The sequence below is a fragment of the Candidatus Neomarinimicrobiota bacterium genome, assembly GCA_041154365.1.
GTDB lineage: Bacteria > Fidelibacterota > Fidelibacteria > Fidelibacterales > Fidelibacteraceae > Fidelibacter > Fidelibacter multiformis.
The window spans coordinates 1,585,244-1,602,717 of the sequence record AP035449.1 but is presented as its reverse complement, the minus strand read 5'-3'; the positions used below and the strand labels follow the sequence as shown (position 1 = coordinate 1,602,717).

At 43.8% G+C, this 17,474-nt stretch carries 13 protein-coding genes, 1 tRNA gene and 1 pseudogene; 11 read left to right on the top strand and 4 right to left on the bottom strand.

Annotated elements, in window-relative coordinates:
- The first annotated feature begins 8 nt into the window (after window positions 1-8).
- From hydF to strainIA91_RS06925, 5 genes and pseudogenes are all read left to right on the top strand, one after another.
- Window positions 9-1,193 (top strand): [FeFe] hydrogenase H-cluster maturation GTPase HydF, encoded by a 1,185-nt coding sequence (hydF, locus tag strainIA91_RS06945; protein ID WP_400166055.1) that lies wholly within the window; start codon window positions 9-11, stop codon window positions 1,191-1,193.
- Window positions 1,194-1,802: 609 nt separating this feature from the next.
- Window positions 1,803-2,879: a hypothetical protein gene (locus strainIA91_RS06940; protein ID WP_400166054.1), complete on the top strand. Its 1,077-nt coding sequence runs from the start codon at window positions 1,803-1,805 to the stop codon at window positions 2,877-2,879.
- Between the two features lie 346 nt (window positions 2,880-3,225).
- Window positions 3,226-3,897 (top strand): outer membrane beta-barrel protein, encoded by a 672-nt coding sequence (locus tag strainIA91_RS06935; protein WP_400166053.1) that lies wholly within the window; start codon window positions 3,226-3,228, stop codon window positions 3,895-3,897.
- Window positions 3,898-3,936: 39 nt separating this feature from the next.
- Window positions 3,937-4,305: pseudogene (locus strainIA91_RS06930) on the top strand (glycosyl hydrolase family 28-related protein); the annotation flags it as partial.
- Between the two features lie 291 nt (window positions 4,306-4,596).
- The gene (locus strainIA91_RS06925; protein ID WP_400168246.1) at window positions 4,597-8,163 is read left to right on the top strand and encodes a right-handed parallel beta-helix repeat-containing protein; all 3,567 of its coding nucleotides are present in this window, start codon (window positions 4,597-4,599) and stop codon (window positions 8,161-8,163) included.
- Window positions 8,164-8,241: 78 nt separating this feature from the next.
- Here the strand turns inward: strainIA91_RS06925 and strainIA91_RS06920 are convergent, their stop codons facing one another.
- Window positions 8,242-10,605, bottom strand: coding sequence for a hypothetical protein (locus strainIA91_RS06920; protein ID WP_400166052.1), 2,364 nt, complete (start codon window positions 10,603-10,605; stop codon window positions 8,242-8,244).
- Window positions 10,602-11,291, bottom strand: a complete 690-nt coding sequence (locus tag strainIA91_RS06915) for a protein-L-isoaspartate(D-aspartate) O-methyltransferase (RefSeq protein ID WP_400166051.1) — start codon at window positions 11,289-11,291, stop codon at window positions 10,602-10,604. Before strainIA91_RS06915 ends, strainIA91_RS06920 begins: the two co-directional genes overlap by 4 nt.
- Window positions 11,292-11,302: 11 nt before the next feature.
- Here strainIA91_RS06915 and strainIA91_RS06910 point away from each other — a divergent pair, with 11 nt between their 5' ends.
- Complete coding sequence (locus strainIA91_RS06910) at window positions 11,303-11,527, top strand: hypothetical protein (protein WP_400166050.1); 225 nt, start codon at window positions 11,303-11,305, stop codon at window positions 11,525-11,527.
- A 480-nt stretch (window positions 11,528-12,007) separates the two neighbouring features.
- Here the strand turns inward: strainIA91_RS06910 and strainIA91_RS06905 are convergent, their stop codons facing one another.
- The gene (locus strainIA91_RS06905) at window positions 12,008-12,739 is read right to left on the bottom strand and encodes a superoxide dismutase (protein WP_400166049.1); all 732 of its coding nucleotides are present in this window, start codon (window positions 12,737-12,739) and stop codon (window positions 12,008-12,010) included.
- 123 nt (window positions 12,740-12,862) lie between these two features.
- On the opposite strand from strainIA91_RS06905, the gene strainIA91_RS06900 reads away from it, so the two are divergent.
- Window positions 12,863-13,363: an asparaginase domain-containing protein gene (locus tag strainIA91_RS06900; protein ID WP_400166048.1), complete on the top strand. Its 501-nt coding sequence runs from the start codon at window positions 12,863-12,865 to the stop codon at window positions 13,361-13,363.
- On the opposite strand, the gene strainIA91_RS06895 is transcribed toward strainIA91_RS06900, so the two are convergent.
- The gene (locus tag strainIA91_RS06895; protein ID WP_400166047.1) at window positions 13,360-13,887 is read right to left on the bottom strand and encodes a DUF4416 family protein; all 528 of its coding nucleotides are present in this window, start codon (window positions 13,885-13,887) and stop codon (window positions 13,360-13,362) included. The genes strainIA91_RS06900 and strainIA91_RS06895 overlap by 4 nt on opposite strands.
- A 100-nt stretch (window positions 13,888-13,987) precedes the next feature.
- Here strainIA91_RS06895 and strainIA91_RS06890 point away from each other — a divergent pair, with 100 nt between their 5' ends.
- The 4 genes from strainIA91_RS06890 (at window position 13,988) to strainIA91_RS06875 (ending at window position 17,403) form a co-directional block, all read left to right on the top strand.
- Complete coding sequence (locus strainIA91_RS06890; protein ID WP_400166046.1) at window positions 13,988-15,394, top strand: nitrogen regulation protein NR(II); 1,407 nt, start codon at window positions 13,988-13,990, stop codon at window positions 15,392-15,394.
- Window positions 15,366-16,727: a sigma-54-dependent transcriptional regulator gene (locus strainIA91_RS06885; protein ID WP_400166045.1), complete on the top strand. Its 1,362-nt coding sequence runs from the start codon at window positions 15,366-15,368 to the stop codon at window positions 16,725-16,727. The genes strainIA91_RS06890 and strainIA91_RS06885 overlap by 29 nt, the downstream gene beginning before the upstream one ends.
- 56 nt (window positions 16,728-16,783) lie before the next feature.
- A tRNA-Lys gene (locus tag strainIA91_RS06880) sits at window positions 16,784-16,856 on the top strand.
- Between the two features lie 58 nt (window positions 16,857-16,914).
- A complete protein-coding gene (locus strainIA91_RS06875) occupies window positions 16,915-17,403 on the top strand; it encodes a GNAT family N-acetyltransferase (RefSeq protein ID WP_400166044.1) in 489 nt (162 codons plus the stop codon).
- The last annotated feature ends 71 nt before the right edge of the window (window positions 17,404-17,474 follow it).

Genomic DNA, 17,474 nt, shown 5'->3' with positions numbered 1-17,474 from the left:
AGAACGTTATGACTAAAGCCCCCCGTGGTGAACGACTGATTATCACTTTTTTAGGCAGGCGGAATGCGGGAAAATCCTCCCTGATCAATGCCATTGCCGAACAGGAGATTGCCATTGTCTCGAAAGAGCCCGGTACAACCACCGATCCTGTGGCGAAAGCGTATGAACTCATACCTGTCGGACCGGTAACCTTTTATGACACAGCCGGACTGGATGACACCGGTGATTTGGGGGATATGCGGGTGAAAGCCACCCGGAAGGTTCTGTTGCGGACCGATATTGCTGTTTTGGTAACGGATGAAAAGGGGGTTACCAACGAAGATAGAAAAATTATTCATGATTTAAAAAAAATGGACATCCCCTATGTGATTGCATTCAATAAATCGGACCTGGCCTCTCCGGAAATTCCCGTGGAAGAAGTGGACCGTGCCCTGAGGGTCTCGACAAAAACATTTCTGGGTGTCCACGACCTGAAGGAAAAAATCATTGCTTCTGTCCCGGACTATTTCAGAAATGAACCGGTGATTATCGGGGATATTATTCAGGGCGGTGATTTGGTGGTGTTAGTGGTACCCCTCGATCTGGCGGCTCCAAAAGGTCGTCTGATTCTGCCTCAGGTGCAGGTCATCCGGGAAGTGCTGGATAATGATGCCATTGCGATTACCGTGAAGGATCGTGAGCTGGATGAAGCCCTTGAAAAACTATCCCGGCCACCGGCACTGGTTATCACCGATTCCCAGGTTGTATTGAAAGTGGCAGGGAGTGTACCGGAAGAAGTCCCTTTTACCACCTTTTCCACCGCTTTTGCCCGGTATAAAGGGGATCTTGCCATGCTGGTGGAAGGAGCCAATACAGCGGACAGGCTGAAAGACGGGGATAAAATCCTTATTGCCGAAGCCTGTTCGCATCATGTGCAGTCCGATGATATCGGCCGTGTTAAAATCCCCCGCTGGCTGAAACAGTACACCGGAAAAAATCTCCATTTTGATGTCTACACAGGACATGATTTCCCTGAAAAACTGGAAGAGTACGCCTTAATCATTCATTGTGGCAGTTGTATGATTACCGGCATGGAATTCAAACGGCGCTTATTGACCGCCCACCGGCAAAATATTCCCATCACCAATTATGGAGTGATTATTTCCAAGGTCCACGGATTGCTGGACCGGGTGGTTCGCCCCTTTGGTTATTGATGGAGGGGAGGTTTTATCCTCTCGCAGAGGGCGCAGAGATGCAGAGAATGTTTTTGAGGGTGTGCAGAGAGGGCGGAGGATTTCTTTCTACCGCGGAGGGCGCGGAGAGCGCGGAGAATGTTTGTTATATGGTGAGGGGGGCAGAGAGTGCAGAGGCTTTAGAGGGTGCTGAGATGCTGAGTGCAGCGTTTTCAGAAGTTAGAAGCTGGAAGCTGGAAGTTAGCGTCGCTTCGCTCCTGGTGTTTTAATCGAATCAATCAAACCAATCAAATCAATCTCCCCAATCTCCTCGTCACTGCCAACTGTCGACTGCCCACTGCCGACTGCGAACAGCGATCCTCAACGTTTCAACCTTTTTAAATCTTGACATTCGTTTTTTTTTTTTTTTTATAATATGCAGTAAGTTCGTAAAAAGTGTTGGTAATATGAGCCAAAAATCAAAAATAGTTATTTTAATGTGTAATTGTTTGTGTCAATGTCACTATATATTTAACAATTACAGAAAAAGAAAAAATTTATTACCTGATTTCAATCTTTTAACCAAGAGAATGAAAATACTCCAGTCTTTTCACCATAAAGGTGCAATTCGAAAAAACAGATGAGGCAAGCATGATCCGGAAAACATGTCTGATAGTAAGTATGATAACACTATTGGCTCTTTGTTCCTGTGAAGATAATCCTTCGGAATTTGAACCTGAGCCGGAACCGGGCAAACGGAACTATGTATGGACATTGGATACGCTGGATATGCCCATGAATTATATCAGTTCGGTATGGGGTGCTTCACCTGATGACGTATGGGCGGTTGGCGGTGGCGGTACCCAGTATGACCGGCTGCTGCACTATGACGGCACAGAGTGGACGACGTACACCAATGAAACAATCTGGTGTACCGGAATGACGCTGTTTGGTTTCAGTGCGGATGATGTATGGATGGGGGGACAGGCAGGCTGGGGTGAACGAGGAGCAGGGATCTGGCATTATGACGGCGTGGAATGGAAGCAAAACTATGTGTATAGTATCGAAGAAAATTACCATGCAATAAGTGTTGAGGATATCTGGGGAACCTCACCAAACGATGTTTATGCCTGTGGTGTTATCAGTTTTTTTGATGGAACAAATGAGTGTTGGCGAGGGTTTGTCTTGCATTATGACGGCGCGAACTGGCGGGAAATAGCCCGGGCTGATTTTAATTCGCAGTTTTTAAAGATTAGAGCAGAGAATGGCAATGTGTATGTATTTTCATACGGGATCAATTATGAGACCGGTGACGGCGATGTGGAATTTTATCAGGTAGTAGATAATGAACTACAGCAAATCTATTCCAACAAAGAAAGTGAAATTTACTGGGCTAATATGAGCAGTATTGGTGGCAAAATCTTCTTTCTTTTAGGACGTGAATTATGCAGATATCAAGACGACAGCTTCATACACGTTCTTTCTGTTGATCATGACAAATATTTCGCCCAGGTTTGTGGAAGACATGAGAAAGATTTATTTGTTGCCAGACGGGACGGTATTGCACATTATAACGGCACTGATATAGAATATATTTATAAATTTCCATTCGAAAAAATGAGGATTACAGGTTCCCCTCTAATTTTTGAAAATGAAATATTTTATTGTATACGAAATTATGGGGAGTATAATAATTTAGTTCTACATGGATATCCGGTTGAATCATGAATCCATATTATCTTATAAAATTGTTTAAATATAAAGAAAAAATCTTATGGCCTTTGTTTGTTTTTTCTCTTAATACAAAATTCAACATAAAAGGAGTAGAATGATGAACAAGTTCAATTATGTCTGGTTTTAGTGATTCTATTTTTTATAACAACAGGAATTAGATGAGAACAGCATGTAAGAAAAATTGGTTTTCTAAATTGGATTGATTAAATAATTCTTAAGAACACCCATAAATTGTAGAAAGACTTAAGAAAATGCAAATAAACTTCGAAAATCATTATGTGTCGTTTCATTATAAATATAAGTATCTTTCAACATACCATTTTTGAGGGAGAAATCATACATGAATAAACTATTATTAATTTTACTTGTATTTATTTTGCTGAGTCCTGTTAATGGAAGAGCAAAATCACCTAATTGTATAGAGCTTGGCTTTAATCAATCAAAATTTCGTAATGAGAAATGTATTAGTCAACCAGGACTTACCTTCGGAATTATGAAGGATTTTTATCCAATTCACTCATTTAATGGATTTATTGGTTTCGGAATAAATTATCAACGAAAAAAGTTTATTTTAGAAGACAGAACTTGGAAGAGTGATCCTTATTTTGATGATTCCGATATAGAAATAGGAGATATCAATGTAAATATATCATATATAGAATTACCTGTAAGTGTTGGCTATTCTATTATAATTAAAAATAAAACTAGTTCAAGTATCTATACTGGTTTTAGCCTTTCGATACCTATTAAAAATCATACAAGAATTTCAAATCAAAAAACAATACTACTCGGACCAGATGAAAGGAAAACATATCCCTACGATTATATTCCTCTTGATGAAAACTATACTATCCCATCTACCAATATTCAAATTGGTTTCAGGTTATCTTATTATCAATTTGTTTTAATAATTAACTATTCAAGAGCATTATCAATAACCGAAGGTGTTTCAAGCTTAAGTGTCAGGGATAAGATAGATACTTTTAAAATGTCAGCAGCTTTTCTTTTCTAGATTCTATGAATTTATCACATTAATTCGGAGGATTGTAAAATGAGAATAACAAATATAATAATATTATCCTTTAGTTTAATTATTATAACTATAACAGAGGTTCAATCACAAACGTTATGGAATGGTGTCGGCCATATTCCTGCGTACAACCAGGTTACCTGGAATGTAGCGGGGCTTTTACAGGATATGAGTTCTGTGGAGCCAAAACTGGTTATACCAATTAGTCCGGGAGCTGCCAGTTCGCAAGTTGCGACAGCAATTAATACGGCAAGAAATCATGTTAATACAACTGGAGGTTTGGCGATTATTTATTTTCCAGCGGGTACTTACTACTTTACCAGTACCATACAATTATCTCAAGATGAGAGAAATATCGTGTTTCAAGGAGCCGGATCAGACAAGACTGTTCTCGTTTTTCAAAACATGAAAAATTATAGTTGTTTTGCTTTGACTGGCACAGCCGGCGCATGGATAGACTTGGACCAGGATTTTGATAAAGGAGAATCCGTAATGCATGCAGCTCCTGTTGGAGTATTAAGCGGCATTGCGATTGATGATTGGATTCATTTTATTAAGAGAAATTTTAATTATCATACAGAGCAAGATTTTGCTAGAGAAATTGTCGGACAAATAACGAGGATCACTGCTCAAGGTTCCGATGCCACTGGCGACTGGAGAGAAATTAAAGATGAAGCCAACATGAATTATGATGACGAAGTGAATACCGATTATTCTCTTAAAGTTCGTGAAGTAACACCCGTTCAAAATATCGGAATTGAAGATTTAAAGATCATAAGGTCTCCGAATGAGAAATCAACTTCAGGTCATCCCTGTAATATAATCATTAATTTTGCTATTAACTGTTGGGTTCGGGGCGTTGAATCCTATAAGGCAGCGTGTCATCATATCGGCATATCCACATCGTCTCATTGTGAAATTTCCGGATGTTATCTGCATGAAGCAATGGACTATGGAGGCGGAGGGTGGGGATATGGAGTTACTATGGGAGCAAGCACAACAAATACATTAGTCGAAAATAATATTTTTCGATACCTTCGTCACGCAATGGTTGCCGGCGCAGGCTCGAACTGCAATGTTTGGACATTTAACTATTCACGAGAACAACACTCAACTTATTGGCTTGGCATTGGATATGACGATCGTGATCTTGATTTACATGCCAAATACCCATTTGGTCATCTTTTTGAACACAATATTGTTGAAAGAATTGCATCGGATGATTATCACGGTGATAATGGCCTTTATAATACGTTTGTAAGAAATATGGCTACTGGTGGTATTGCACTTATTAAGACAATGCATGAATGGGCTACCTTGGGAAACATGGAAAAACAGGGCGATTGGTTATATCCTTTACGTTTTAATTGGATTGGAGATGCTGTACCAGCAACTGATGCTTATGGAATTCTGAATGATTATACATTTGATGTAACTCACAATGTGGCTTATGATGGTCCTGGTTATTCAGCTTACAGATTGGATGATGTCTCCTATTATTACTCCTCAAAACCTGAATTTTTAGATGGATATACGTGGCCTGCAATTGGTCCTAAAACACAAACCGGTGGTGAGTTATCTTACAGTATACCGGCAGAAGAGCGCTTTAATAGCCCTCAAAAAACTTATGTAGAAAATCCTACACCTAAACCTTTTACAACAAGCGGCATACTTAGTTACGATGAAACATGGTCAGTTACGCACTCCCTCACAGGTCATGTTTTTGTTCCATCCGGTGTTACCCTGACTATTTCCAATAGTACGAATATTAATCTGAATGGGTATTCAATTGTTTCTACAGGCGGAATCATTGCCATTGAATCCGGCGCGACCATCAACCCCTCCAATTCCCATACCCGGCTTATAACGGGAAGTGCCATTAAAGGGATATATTCCACAATCGCATCAGCGATGTCAGCCGCCAGCAGCGGCCAGAGTATCGAAGTCTATGGGTCTCACACCCTTGCCGCGAATCTCACCGTTCCCTCCGGGGTGACACTGACATTCAAAAACGGGTCGGATATTACGTTAGACAGTCATACCATTCAAAAAGGATCCGGGTCACTTGCTATTGAATCCGGTGCAAGCTTTACTCCGGATATCCGTCTTATGTCCGGGTCAACGGTTCTGGGGTTGTATACAACAATTGATGATGCATTTAATAACGGATCAGAGCTTCACCTTCGCGGAGAATTTATTTTTAATGATACGTATACCTTGACGAGTGGAAGAAAGCTGGTGGCTCAGGATGGAGCCCTGTTAAAGTATCCATCGGGAAAAACATTGGAGATAGCAGGCGGTGCAATCCTTGAAGGAAATAATGCAACGTTTACAAGTATTTCCGGAACCTGGGGTGGTATATATTATCAGGAAAACAGTTCGGGTTCATTAAGCGGATGCACCATAACCCATGCAACCACAGCCATTCGTGATCATTCAGGTAAAACAGGCCAGGATGCCCTGGTACTCAGTTCAAATACCATATCTGATGCATCTTACGGAATAAGCTCTCTGAATTCTTCCACATATATATTTTATAATCATCTGACAAATATTTCAAGCAGGGCAATTTATTCAGGATTGAATGGGACACCTGTCATAACCTTTAATGAAATCTCAAACAGTGAATATGGTATTTATTGTGTTAATGGATGCACGCCGTATATATCTGAGAATACGGTATCCGATATAGAGGCGTATGCTATTTATAGCTCAGATCCCAATGGGTCTGTCGTTATTTCCAACAACGAACTGTCAAATACCGGATATGGGATCATGAGTCTGAATGTCCCGGCGGGTTCGGAAATTTCTGATAATACAATCAGCAATGCCTCAACCTTTGGCCTGTATGTTTACAACGGGTCCCCCTTAATAGAATCAAATGCAATCACGGAATCCGGGTTATTCGGGCTATATTTTGTGAACAGTAATTCGGAAATGCACAATAATTTGATTACCGGCGGAAGCGGGAATTATGCTTTTATAATGTATTCATCATCACCGGATCTGTATTATAATACGATCAGCACCACGGATGCTTTATGGGCAGTGTATGCAAACAACGGGAGCGATCCGCTGTTTGGACAGTATGAAAATTATACATACACGGGCTTTAATTATATGTCATCCGGGGAATCCTCAGAGGGTGTTATTTTAGCATCCAATGCTTCAACACCTGTTATGGGTGGACATATCCCACAAGTGTGGGGAAATTGCAAAAACTCCATTATCTGGCAGGGGACCTATTATGCCGCCGTCGCATCGGATGGCACATCATCCATCGATGCAAGACGTTGCTGGTGGGGTCAACCTTCGGCATCTGCCTGTTACGGAGATGTACTCACCACATATCCTTTGCAATCCGATCCCGGTTCCGGAAGCACCCTGAGTAAAAGCAGCCCTGAATCGGTCATCGCATCCCATCCTGAAGAAGAACCGGGCGACGAAGCGGCCAAAGCCCTGTGGGAAGTCGCTATGGGTGCCGTGTGGGAAAAGAACTATACCGGGGCACTCGATGATTTTCAAACCCTGATCCGCTTATATCCCGTCTCCACTTATGCTTACCGGGCCTTGAGCATGTCCGTGCGCCTCTGCCGTGAACAGAAAACCCGGGATATGCTGACGTATCTGGATGAACTCCTGACCGGTGTTGAGGATAAGACTCTCCGGGCCGTGATCAAATCCCGGAAAGTGTCCGAATACCGTCGGATGAAAGACACGAAACAGGCCATCGCCCTCTCCCGTGAAATCCTTGCGGAAAACCCGGAAACCATCCATGAAACCACGGCCCTTTTTGATCTGTTCAATCTCTATGATAAGGATTTAGCGGATAGTGTTCAGGCGGAGTATTATTTAACAGAACTGAAAACCAAATATCCGGAGGATGAACTGACCGGCATTGCCAGACTGGACCGGGGGGAAGATCCGGATCAAATAGTCATCCGGAAACGGACCCTTCCCGGACAGGAAGAGGAGATCCTTCCCGAAGTTTTTATACTTGGATCCGCCTATCCCAACCCCTTCAATCCGGTGACCCGCTTGACTTACAGCCTGCCGGATGCGGGGGATCTTGTGTTTGAAGTTGTGGATATCACCGGCCGCATTGTGGACCGGATAGCTTTTTCGAATCATCCCGCCGGCAAACACCATTTTGATTACACTGCTTCACACCTCTCTACGGGTCTTTATATCGTCAGGGCCCGGTATAACCGGCAGGTGCAGATCCGGAAGATTGTATATATGAAATGAGCCTTCCCCTCCGCGTCTCGGCACCTCAGCGGGAGAAAAAAACTCAGAACTCAGCACTCAGAACTCAGCACTCAGCACTCAGAACTCAGAACTCAGAACTCCCAGATATAGGATCGCCGCAATAATCATAACTCCCGTAAACCCGATTTCCACCGCCAGAATTGCCGCCAGAACACTGCTGATCACGGACAGACATCCGTTGATTCCCCAGGCCCATGAAATATCCGCCGGATTGGTCTGATTCAGTCGTTTGAGTCCCAGTGGAAAGGGTATTCCCATGAGAAAAGCCACAGGCCCTACAATAAGAAGACTGATAAAAATTTTCAGGATAAAGGGGTAATGGATCACGGCTTTCAAAACGGGAGTCAGACCGAGCGCTAAGAGGAGGAGAAAAACGGAAATTCCTGCACTGACATACGTGATTGTTTGCCGGCTGCTTTCCAGACGGGTGGAAAAATAACTGCCGGCCCCGGAAAAGATGAGAATCCCGCTGATGACGGCGGATGCGGCATAAAGAGGATTTCCGAAAAAGAGAATAAATCGCTGAATCAATACAATCTCCACGAACATAAAGGCCAGTCCCAATCCGGAAAAATAAAGGAGAGTCCGCTTTGAATGGAAAACACCCGGCTGATGAAAAATCAGAGGCACTATAATCAGAATGACGGCGATGAGTGTTACAACGATAAACGTGAGAATGAGAATCAGATATCCCAGCTCCAGAAAAGGGAGTGCATCTCTGGACAGATAATCCATGATTTCATGAATTCGACCCGGCTTTAAGAATTGAGAAAAATAGGGACTGTTTTCCCGGGCCGGCTGTATGCGGAATGGATATTCTTCTGAAAAGGAGTCTTCATTATTGCCTAAAATCGCTTCCACGGCATGAAAAAAGGATGAATTCTGTAACTGGTGATGAGTGTAGGATGACGAATCCCTGTTACCAGCGGGTAAAAGAACCACATCAAAATCCAGGGAATCAGAAAAGGTTTTTATTGTTTGAATTTCCCTGGAAGAGAGTGGTGTTTTTTTCATGAGAAAAGTAATCATATTCCAGTTTCGGATCGCGGCAAGATGACGGAAAGGGTCTTCGCCGGTCAAGCGTTTCAGGGTCGTGAGGATTCTCAGGGGGTAGCGGGAAGGGTAATCCATCCAGGTGGAGACACTGATCATACCGTCCGGTTCCAGTCGTTGCCACATGGTCTCGAAGGCTTCCAGCGTGAGGGAATAGTGTTCTTCAAGCGCATCGAGCCCGGATGATCCGCCGAAAGTCCCCAGAACAGGGAGCTGGATCAGATCATACGTTTCTCTTGTGGATAGAAGATAGGTATAAGCATCCGATATGTGGATGTTGACGAGTGGGGATGCAAAGGGAGTGTTTTCTCCATAAAAACCTTTTATCGCCAAAAGGATTCCTTCATTGCTTTCACAGGCGATAATCTGTTTTGGATGATGGGAGAGGGCATGAGAAACAAGATCGCCTGTCCCGGCATTAAGGATGAGGATTTTATCCGGCTTTCTAAGAGTGTAAGGGAGATTCAGGGTGGACCATTCATAGAGATGATGTGTATTCTCTGAAGGGAATTCTGCCAGGGGACCTCTTTGATTGCCGTTGGAAAACAGAACCGGCCGGGAAGGGATGGGATCCCGGTATTGCAGACTCAACCCCGGAGCATAACGCAGTGCAGGGGATTTGACAATCTGTAAATAACCGTAGGGAGTGGGTTTTTCATACACGCATTGAGCTTCCGGAAGCTGAAGTGCCGAGCGAATCCCTTTAAACTGAGACGGAGAGGGTTCCGGAAAGGAGAAAAAAACCAGGAGGATTGTCAGTAAGGTGAATCCTCCCGCGGCATAGAGAAGCTGCCAGGCCCGTTTTTTTGGATATAGCAATCCTGCTGCCAGGGGGATTGAGGCAAGAAGGATGGGTATGTGGTGGGGCTCGAAACGGGAAAAGAGAAGGAGGACTAATATTCCTCCGACTCCCGAACCGGCCAGGTTAAACGCATAAAGCGTACTGATGGATTTTACCCGCACAGTAAAAAGCATGCCAATGGCCAGTCCGCCGAAGAAAAAGGGAAGAAACAGAAGATTAGCTGTTAAGATGAAACGGAGTATTTGTTCTCCGCCGGTTAAGAGAAGGTATGAATCAAAGCGGATTCCATCTGTCCGGGAAAGGGGAAAGGCAAGTGCCAAGGAAAAAGCGCAGAGAATCATGAGAAGGGGAATAATGACAGCCTGCCGGTCTGTCAGCCACGTTTTAAATAGCGTCAGGACGGTTCCCCCAGCCCCAAAACCCAGGAGCGCAAGAGATATCATCATGGAGGCAAAATGATCCCACTGGATCAGGGAAAAGGCGTTCATCAGGGCTATCTGGTAGGCGATGATTGCTCCGGAAAGGAGTCCGAGAGAAATGTTCCTGCGGCTGGCAGTATCGTTCATCGGGGTTCCCGGGTCAGGGGGACAAAACGGACGGGGAAGAGGGAGGTGGTCCGGACAGATTCCCCTTTCTTTTCAACCAGCATCAGATTCTGAATCATAAAGGGTGACCCTACCGGAATGATCATTTTTCCGTCCGGTTTCAACTGTTTGATCAGAGGCGGGGGGATATGTTCCGCAGCGGCGGTAACCACAATAGCGTCAAAGGGAGCTTTCGATTCCCAACCGTAATACCCGTCCCCATGCCGGATTACCACGTTAGCGTACCCGTTTTCCTCCAAAGCCGACTGTGCCCTGTCTGCCAATCCCTTAACGATTTCTATGGTAAAGACTGAATCTGCAATTTCCGCCAAAACCGCTGCCTGATAGCCGGATCCGGTTCCGATTTCCAGAATGCGGTACTCCGGCTTGGGATCAATAACCTGTGTCATATAAGCCACGATGTAAGGCTGAGAGATTGTCTGTCCGTAACCTATAGGCAAAGGCCTGTCATCGTACGCATTGCGTTTCTCTTTATCCGGTACAAACTCGTGTCGCGGGACACTCTTCATGGTATTTAAAACTACTTTGTTTTTAATGTCCCTGTTTTCAAGCTGATACCGGACCATCTCTTCACGGGCTCTATCGTAATCCTCTCCGAATAAAAAAACCTGACACATCAAAAGAAAAAAAAGAATCCATATTTTCATGGCGATTCCTTTTGTTTGTATTAGAATTCAGGGATTTTTTGAGTGAATGTCAAGAGAAGAATAAGGTTAAGGTTAAGCCCCGTGAAATGAGCGCAGTGTATTTCACAGGGGAGGTTAAGGTTAAGGTTAAGCCCCGTGAAATTAGTGGAACGTATTTCACAGGGGAGGTTGAGGTTAATGGAATTATTGAAACGAGCGGAGTGAGTTTTGAATATTTAAACGCTGAAGGCGTTTGATTACTGAGCGAAGCAATTGAACGGCAAAAAGTGCCTCAGTTGACTGTCTGCTGCCGACTGTCACCTATTAACTCAATGACCGGGATGATTAATATAAGGTCTCAAGCTGTTATATATAATTCGTCAAAACAAATATACGAATAACAATATAAACTTGCTTCATATTGGATTTCGGTGTATCTTACCCCCGGGGTGGGGGGCGTCATCTAACCGAAATCATATATTCCATCTCTCCTATAATCTCATCTTCAGTTCAGCTAAACACAACAATCTAATCAATCAAATCCCCTCGTGAAATATTCCAATAAATTCGGTCCCTTTTCATGAGGCAGACAATCCTTCGGGCGAACACAAGGTTCGCCCTTACAGATTCTCACCCCTCCCCTGTGAAATCAGCGAAGCGTATTTCACGGGGCTCGCTCCTCGTACCTCGCTACTGTCTTTTGACTTTCGACTTTCGACTGACGACTGACGACTGTCCTACAACGCCTTCAAGACATTTTCATAGTTCTTGCCCACCACATCCCAATTCACAATATTCCAGAAGTTTTTGATGTATTCCGGTCTCCGGTTCTGGTAGAGAAGGTAGTATGCATGTTCCCACACATCGATGCCCAGAATGGGAAATCCCTGTTCTTCGGCCACATCCATCAGGGGATTCACCTGATTGGGAGTTGAACTTACAAAAAGACGGCCGTTGAAATCCACACTCAGCCAGGCCCAGCCACTGCCGAATCGGCTCGCAGCAGCACTTTCAAAGACCTTTTGAAAGGTTTCAAAAGATTCAAAGGTCTTGTTGATCTCTTCTGCAAGTTTTCCCGATGGCTTTTTTGCTCCGTCCTGACTCAGATGTGCCCAGAAAAGTTCATGGTTGTAAAAACCACCGCTGTTATTCAGGACTGCATCCGGATATTGACTAACGTTTCTGAAAATCTCGATCAGACTCTTTTTTTCCAGATCTGTGCCGGCGATCGCCGCATTCAGTTTGTCCGTATAACCTTTGTGGTGTTTGTTGTAATGGATATCCACTGTTTTGGTATCCATGTAAGGTTCCAGATCGTTCAGGCCAAAGGGAAGGTCAGCCCGTTTATAAGGATATTTTAACATGGTTGCTCCATATTCTGTTGTGTTGAACTGTTTGTTGTTTTCCAGCTTACTGCATCCAGCCAGTAAGCCAATCCCCAAAATCAATAGAAAATATTTCTTCATCATTCACTCCATTTTTTTATATTTGTAACATAGACGGACAAAATGTTACGCCCCAACGTCTCAACGTCTAAACAATGTCCCAACGTCTAAACGTCTGAACGTTTGAACGTTCAAAATGAGAAAAATATGAAAATAACCATCATTACAACCGGCGGGACCATCGAAAAAACCTATAATGAGCAGGATGGGTCGTTAAAGAATTACAGTTCAATCCTGACGAAAATTCTGGGTTCTCTCCGCCTGCCGGATCTGGAGATACAGCAAAGAAACATTATCTTCAAGGACTCTCTGGATATGACCGATGAGGACCGGGACCTGGTCCTTCGTTTAACACGCCTGGAGATGAAAAATGGCGATGCGGTGATCATTCTCCATGGGACCGATACGTTGGAAAACACAGGTGAATTACTCTACCATGAAATAAAAAATCCTCCTTGTCCCATTATTTTCACCGGGGCTATGCGTCCGTATGAATTCAGAGACAGCGATGCCGTACAAAATGTAACAGAGAGCCTGATCGCTGCCAGACTTGTGGAGCCGGGTATCTACGTGGTCATGCATAACCGGATTCTGAAATTCCCCGGGGTTTTTAAAGACAGAACCCGTCGGACATTCGATACAAATTAGGTCAATTCACGTAATTGGTGTTTATATATCACACGGATGTGTCTTAAATCTTCATAGTATAATTGGGTAGAAAAATCCGGAAAAGTCCACTCAAAGGGCTTGAAGTTATGCCGGGTGAATTCCAGAGTAGGATCGGCAAAAATCCCATCTTTCAACGGAATTTTTTGCCGTCCGTATTTGGCCGATGCCAGTACAACTTTATCCAGATCCAGATATCCCGGATCCAAATTAATGTTTCGGTTTGCCCCGTGGCTGTATATGCTTTCAACAACCCGGGTAAGATGCTTGATCTCTGCCAGGGTGTCTGGGGAAATAAGTCTTTCAAAGCTCAGAAGTATCCGGGATAAAGAAGAACCCATTTCTTCTTCGTAGTAATGGGTGTGATCAAATGGGTAAACAGGACTTCGATAATCCACCGGTGAAAAAATCCGGGCTAAGTGGGGAATAAAATCAGCCGGATCGCCCTGTTTATTATATAAAACTGCCATGAAGAGCTTAACGGGTCTGAAAAAATGAATATCCATAATGAAAAGTACGCTGGTTTTTTCAAAAAATAAAGGATTCAGCCGTTGATAATCATAAAATAATTTATTAACCTATTGGAAAGGAGGATATGTATTATCCATGGTTCGATCCGGAAAAATTACAATTAGCAGGGAGGGACGAATACTCTCCCTTTCTGATGATTTTGAGAAATATTTCCCGGGGGAGTTGCCGGTTTTTTTTCAAACTCTGGTAGACTGGACGAAGAGTCCTTTTCACAATTGGGGTGAATGTCTGCCCGTGCTGCTTCGGGAAAAGGCTGTGTATCTTTTTTTGAAGAAAGGTAAAACGAACCGCGTTTTATTTTTGGTCACTCTCAGATACCTGGAAGACAAAGATGATTCTCTTGGATTGCTGCTCCAGTATATCCCCCATGAAAGGCAGTTGGAAATCGAACTTCGCCAACAGAAGCGGTATACTCATGAACTGATTTCTACGGCAAATATCATGTTTATCCGGACGGATGCCAGATATCGGATCAAAGATATGAATCCCTGGGCTGAAAAGGTGTTGGATCTCCGGAAACAGGAACGCCTGGATCAAGTTATTCTGGATGTTTTGCAGCTCAAATCCTCTGATCGTCGGCAATTGCGGAATAACCTGAAGGAAAAGGGACGATTTGAAGAATTGGAAATAGAATACCGGACACCTAAAGGAGAGGAAAGGCAGCTTTTATGGAATGTAAAACTCCTGGTGGATTTTCAGTACGGTCAGTCCGTCCTCCTCTTTTTTGGCCACGATATTACAGAACGAAGCCGGCTTGAAAAACAGATGGCTCAAAGTGAAAAATTGTCTGCATTGGGACAGTTAGCCGCTGGCATCGCCCACGATGTTTCAAAGCCCATGGTATCCATCAGTTCCCTTGTGCAAATGCTGGAAGCTCATGTTCGTGATGAATACGTCGAAAATACCCTGGGCATGATTTCCCGACAGGTGGAATATCTGTCCAAAACAGTCCGTCAGTTGGTGGATCTAAGCCGCCCCCTTCAGGGTCAACAGGAAATTATTAACGTGAACACCCTGGTCCGGGATGCAATCCGGATTGTCCGTTTTGATGCAATCCTCAAGGATGTCCGGATTGTTGAGGAACTTACCCGGGACGGGGCACCTGTTTATTTTGCCTATGATCAATTACTTCAAGTATTTATTAATGTATTTTTAAATGCCGGCTATGCCATGCGCCAGTGTGAAAAGCCGGTGCTCCGGATAAAGTCGACAGTCCTGGATGACCAGATCACCCTTGAGATTTTAGATAACGGGGAAGGTATCCCACGGAAATACCTGGAACGGGTTTTTGAGCCCTTTTTTACTACCCGGTCAGAGAACCAGGGAACCGGTCTGGGTTTATGGGTTTGTCACCATATTGTGACATCCATGGGTGGAAAGATAGCTCTTGATAGTAAAGAAGGATGCGGAACAACCGTAAAAATTATACTTCCGGTCTTCAAAGGAGATATGCGTGGCATACAAAATTCTTCTGGTCGATGATGATCCCATTTTCCGGGAAGCCCTGATGACTATCCTCCGAAAACGGGGATTTCTATGTGATCAGGCTGGTGATGGAAAAGAAGCCCTGTCTAAAATGGAAACCCGGATGCCGGATGTGGTGATTTCAGACATTGATATGCCACGCATGGGCGGACTCGATCTTATGAAAGAAGTCCGTGATAAAGCCCCGGAGGTCTTTTTTATTATTGTAACGGCTTATGCTTCTATGGAAACGGCAATTGAAGCTCTCCGACTGGGAGCCTTTGACTATATTATCAAGCCCTTTAAATTTGAAAGCCTGATTCTGAAACTGAATAAGCTGATTGATCACAAAGAACTGCTGTTGGAAAATGCCCGGCTCCGTCATGAGATTCATCAGCAATACGACTTTAAACATATCGTGGGCCAATCCCCTGCCATGATGCGTTTGTTAACCCTGATTCGACGCATATCTGATAGTGACAGTCATTTGTTTATCGTGGGTAAACAGGGGACAGGCAAAGAATTGATTGCCCGGACTATCCATTATCACAGTCCTCGAAAAAACTCACCTTTCCTGTCACTCAATTGCAATGCCTATCCCGAAGATAAGATTGAGAAAGAATTGTTTGGGTATGAAGAAAAGGGGGGATATGTCTATCCCGGGCTGTTTCGGCAGGCGGATACGGGAACTCTTTATCTGGATGATATTACCGATCTGCCTTTAAGTGCACAGCTTAAATTGCTAAGGGTCGTAGAACAAAAAGAAATCCTTCCCGACGGTGCAAGTGTACCGGTCCGGGTGAATGTGCGCATTATGGCTGCCACCAATCGTGACCCCCGGAAGGAAATTGAAAATGCTCATTTCCGGGAAGATCTCTATTTCCGCCTGAATGTGATTCATATCCCCGTACCGACGCTGTCTGAGCGGAAAGAAGATATTCCTCTCCTAATTGACTTTTTTATCCGGAAACTCAACCAATCCATGGGTAAAAATATACTGGGGATGACCCGGGAAGCCCAGGAAATCCTCAAAAATTATACCTGGCGGGGGGAAGTACGGGAACTGGAAAATATTGTAGAACGGGCAATGATTTTCTCACGGAAAAATCTCCTGGATGTCAGTGATCTGCCGGAATCCCTCACTCAAAAACCCAGAATCGAAGATCAGAATATTCCACCGGGACTTTCTTTGGATGAAGCAACCAAAAAATTTCAGTATATTTATATTAGAAACATGTTAGACCGGTTTAAAGGGCATAAGGGAAAAACGGCACGCGAATTGAAAATCAGTGAACCAACGCTGTACAGGAAATTGCAGGAAGGTGTGGATGAAAGGGAAGAAAAGTCGTGATGTTTTTATTGCTTCTTGGAATTAATCTTTCTATACTTTCGGGCTTTTTGAATATCGGGTGTGTAGCTCAGTTGGTAGAGCAGCGGCCTTTTAAGCCGTTGGTCGAAGGTTCGAATCCTTCCACACTCACACCAGCCTCGTGTGAGGCTTTTTTTATGGCAGGAATAATCAGAACGGAGTATATCTCATGAAAGACATGATTACGATTAAGCCAATCAGAGATGTGGACAGAATCTGGCTTCCCGTATGGATTAGCCAGCGCTGGCGGACTGAAGCTCTCGTATTCAGAGGAGAAAAGAACTTACCTGCAGAACTCCCCGGTTTTATTGCCTTCATGCATAAAATGCCGGTGGGTGTAATCACGTATCGTGTGAAGGACAATGTCTGCCAGATAATTTCTCTGGATACCGTGGTCCATGGCAAAGGTATCGGTATTTCTCTCCTAGAAAAGGTCCTGGATGTGATGCGGGATCAGGATATCCACCAGATTAAAATGCTGACAACGAATGATAATGTCAAACGGATGGAATTTCTGGAACGGAATGGATTCAAGAAAGTGAAAGTCTTTGAGGATGAGGTGGTTAAATACTCCCGGAAAGTTAAACCTGAAATTCAGCCCTTCGGCTATGAAAACCTACCTATCCGGGATGAAATCGAATTTCAACGTGAGATCTAGTTTCTTTGTGATAAACTCGATTTCGACACATACTCACGACTGTCCACTGTCGACTCACGACTGTCGACTGA

What these genes read in the sequence shown, in the direction of transcription:
- strainIA91_RS06895 (WP_400166047.1), bottom strand. Translation starts at nt 13,887, where the DNA reads ATGGATATTCATTTTTTCAGACCCGTTAAGCTCTTCATGGCAGTTTTA.
- strainIA91_RS06915 (WP_400166051.1), bottom strand. Translation starts at nt 11,291, where the DNA reads ATGAAAATATGGATTCTTTTTTTTCTTTTGATGTGTCAGGTTTTTTTA.
- hydF (WP_400166055.1), top strand. Translation starts at nt 9, where the DNA reads ATGACTAAAGCCCCCCGTGGTGAACGACTGATTATCACTTTTTTAGGC.
- strainIA91_RS06920 (WP_400166052.1), bottom strand. Translation starts at nt 10,605, where the DNA reads ATGAACGATACTGCCAGCCGCAGGAACATTTCTCTCGGACTCCTTTCC.
- strainIA91_RS06890 (WP_400166046.1), top strand. Translation starts at nt 13,988, where the DNA reads ATGGTTCGATCCGGAAAAATTACAATTAGCAGGGAGGGACGAATACTC.
- strainIA91_RS06925 (WP_400168246.1), top strand. Translation starts at nt 4,597, where the DNA reads ATGAATTATGATGACGAAGTGAATACCGATTATTCTCTTAAAGTTCGT.
- strainIA91_RS06940 (WP_400166054.1), top strand. Translation starts at nt 1,803, where the DNA reads ATGATCCGGAAAACATGTCTGATAGTAAGTATGATAACACTATTGGCT.
- strainIA91_RS06905 (WP_400166049.1), bottom strand. Translation starts at nt 12,739, where the DNA reads ATGATGAAGAAATATTTTCTATTGATTTTGGGGATTGGCTTACTGGCT.
- strainIA91_RS06875 (WP_400166044.1), top strand. Translation starts at nt 16,915, where the DNA reads ATGAAAGACATGATTACGATTAAGCCAATCAGAGATGTGGACAGAATC.
- strainIA91_RS06900 (WP_400166048.1), top strand. Translation starts at nt 12,863, where the DNA reads ATGAAAATAACCATCATTACAACCGGCGGGACCATCGAAAAAACCTAT.
- strainIA91_RS06935 (WP_400166053.1), top strand. Translation starts at nt 3,226, where the DNA reads ATGAATAAACTATTATTAATTTTACTTGTATTTATTTTGCTGAGTCCT.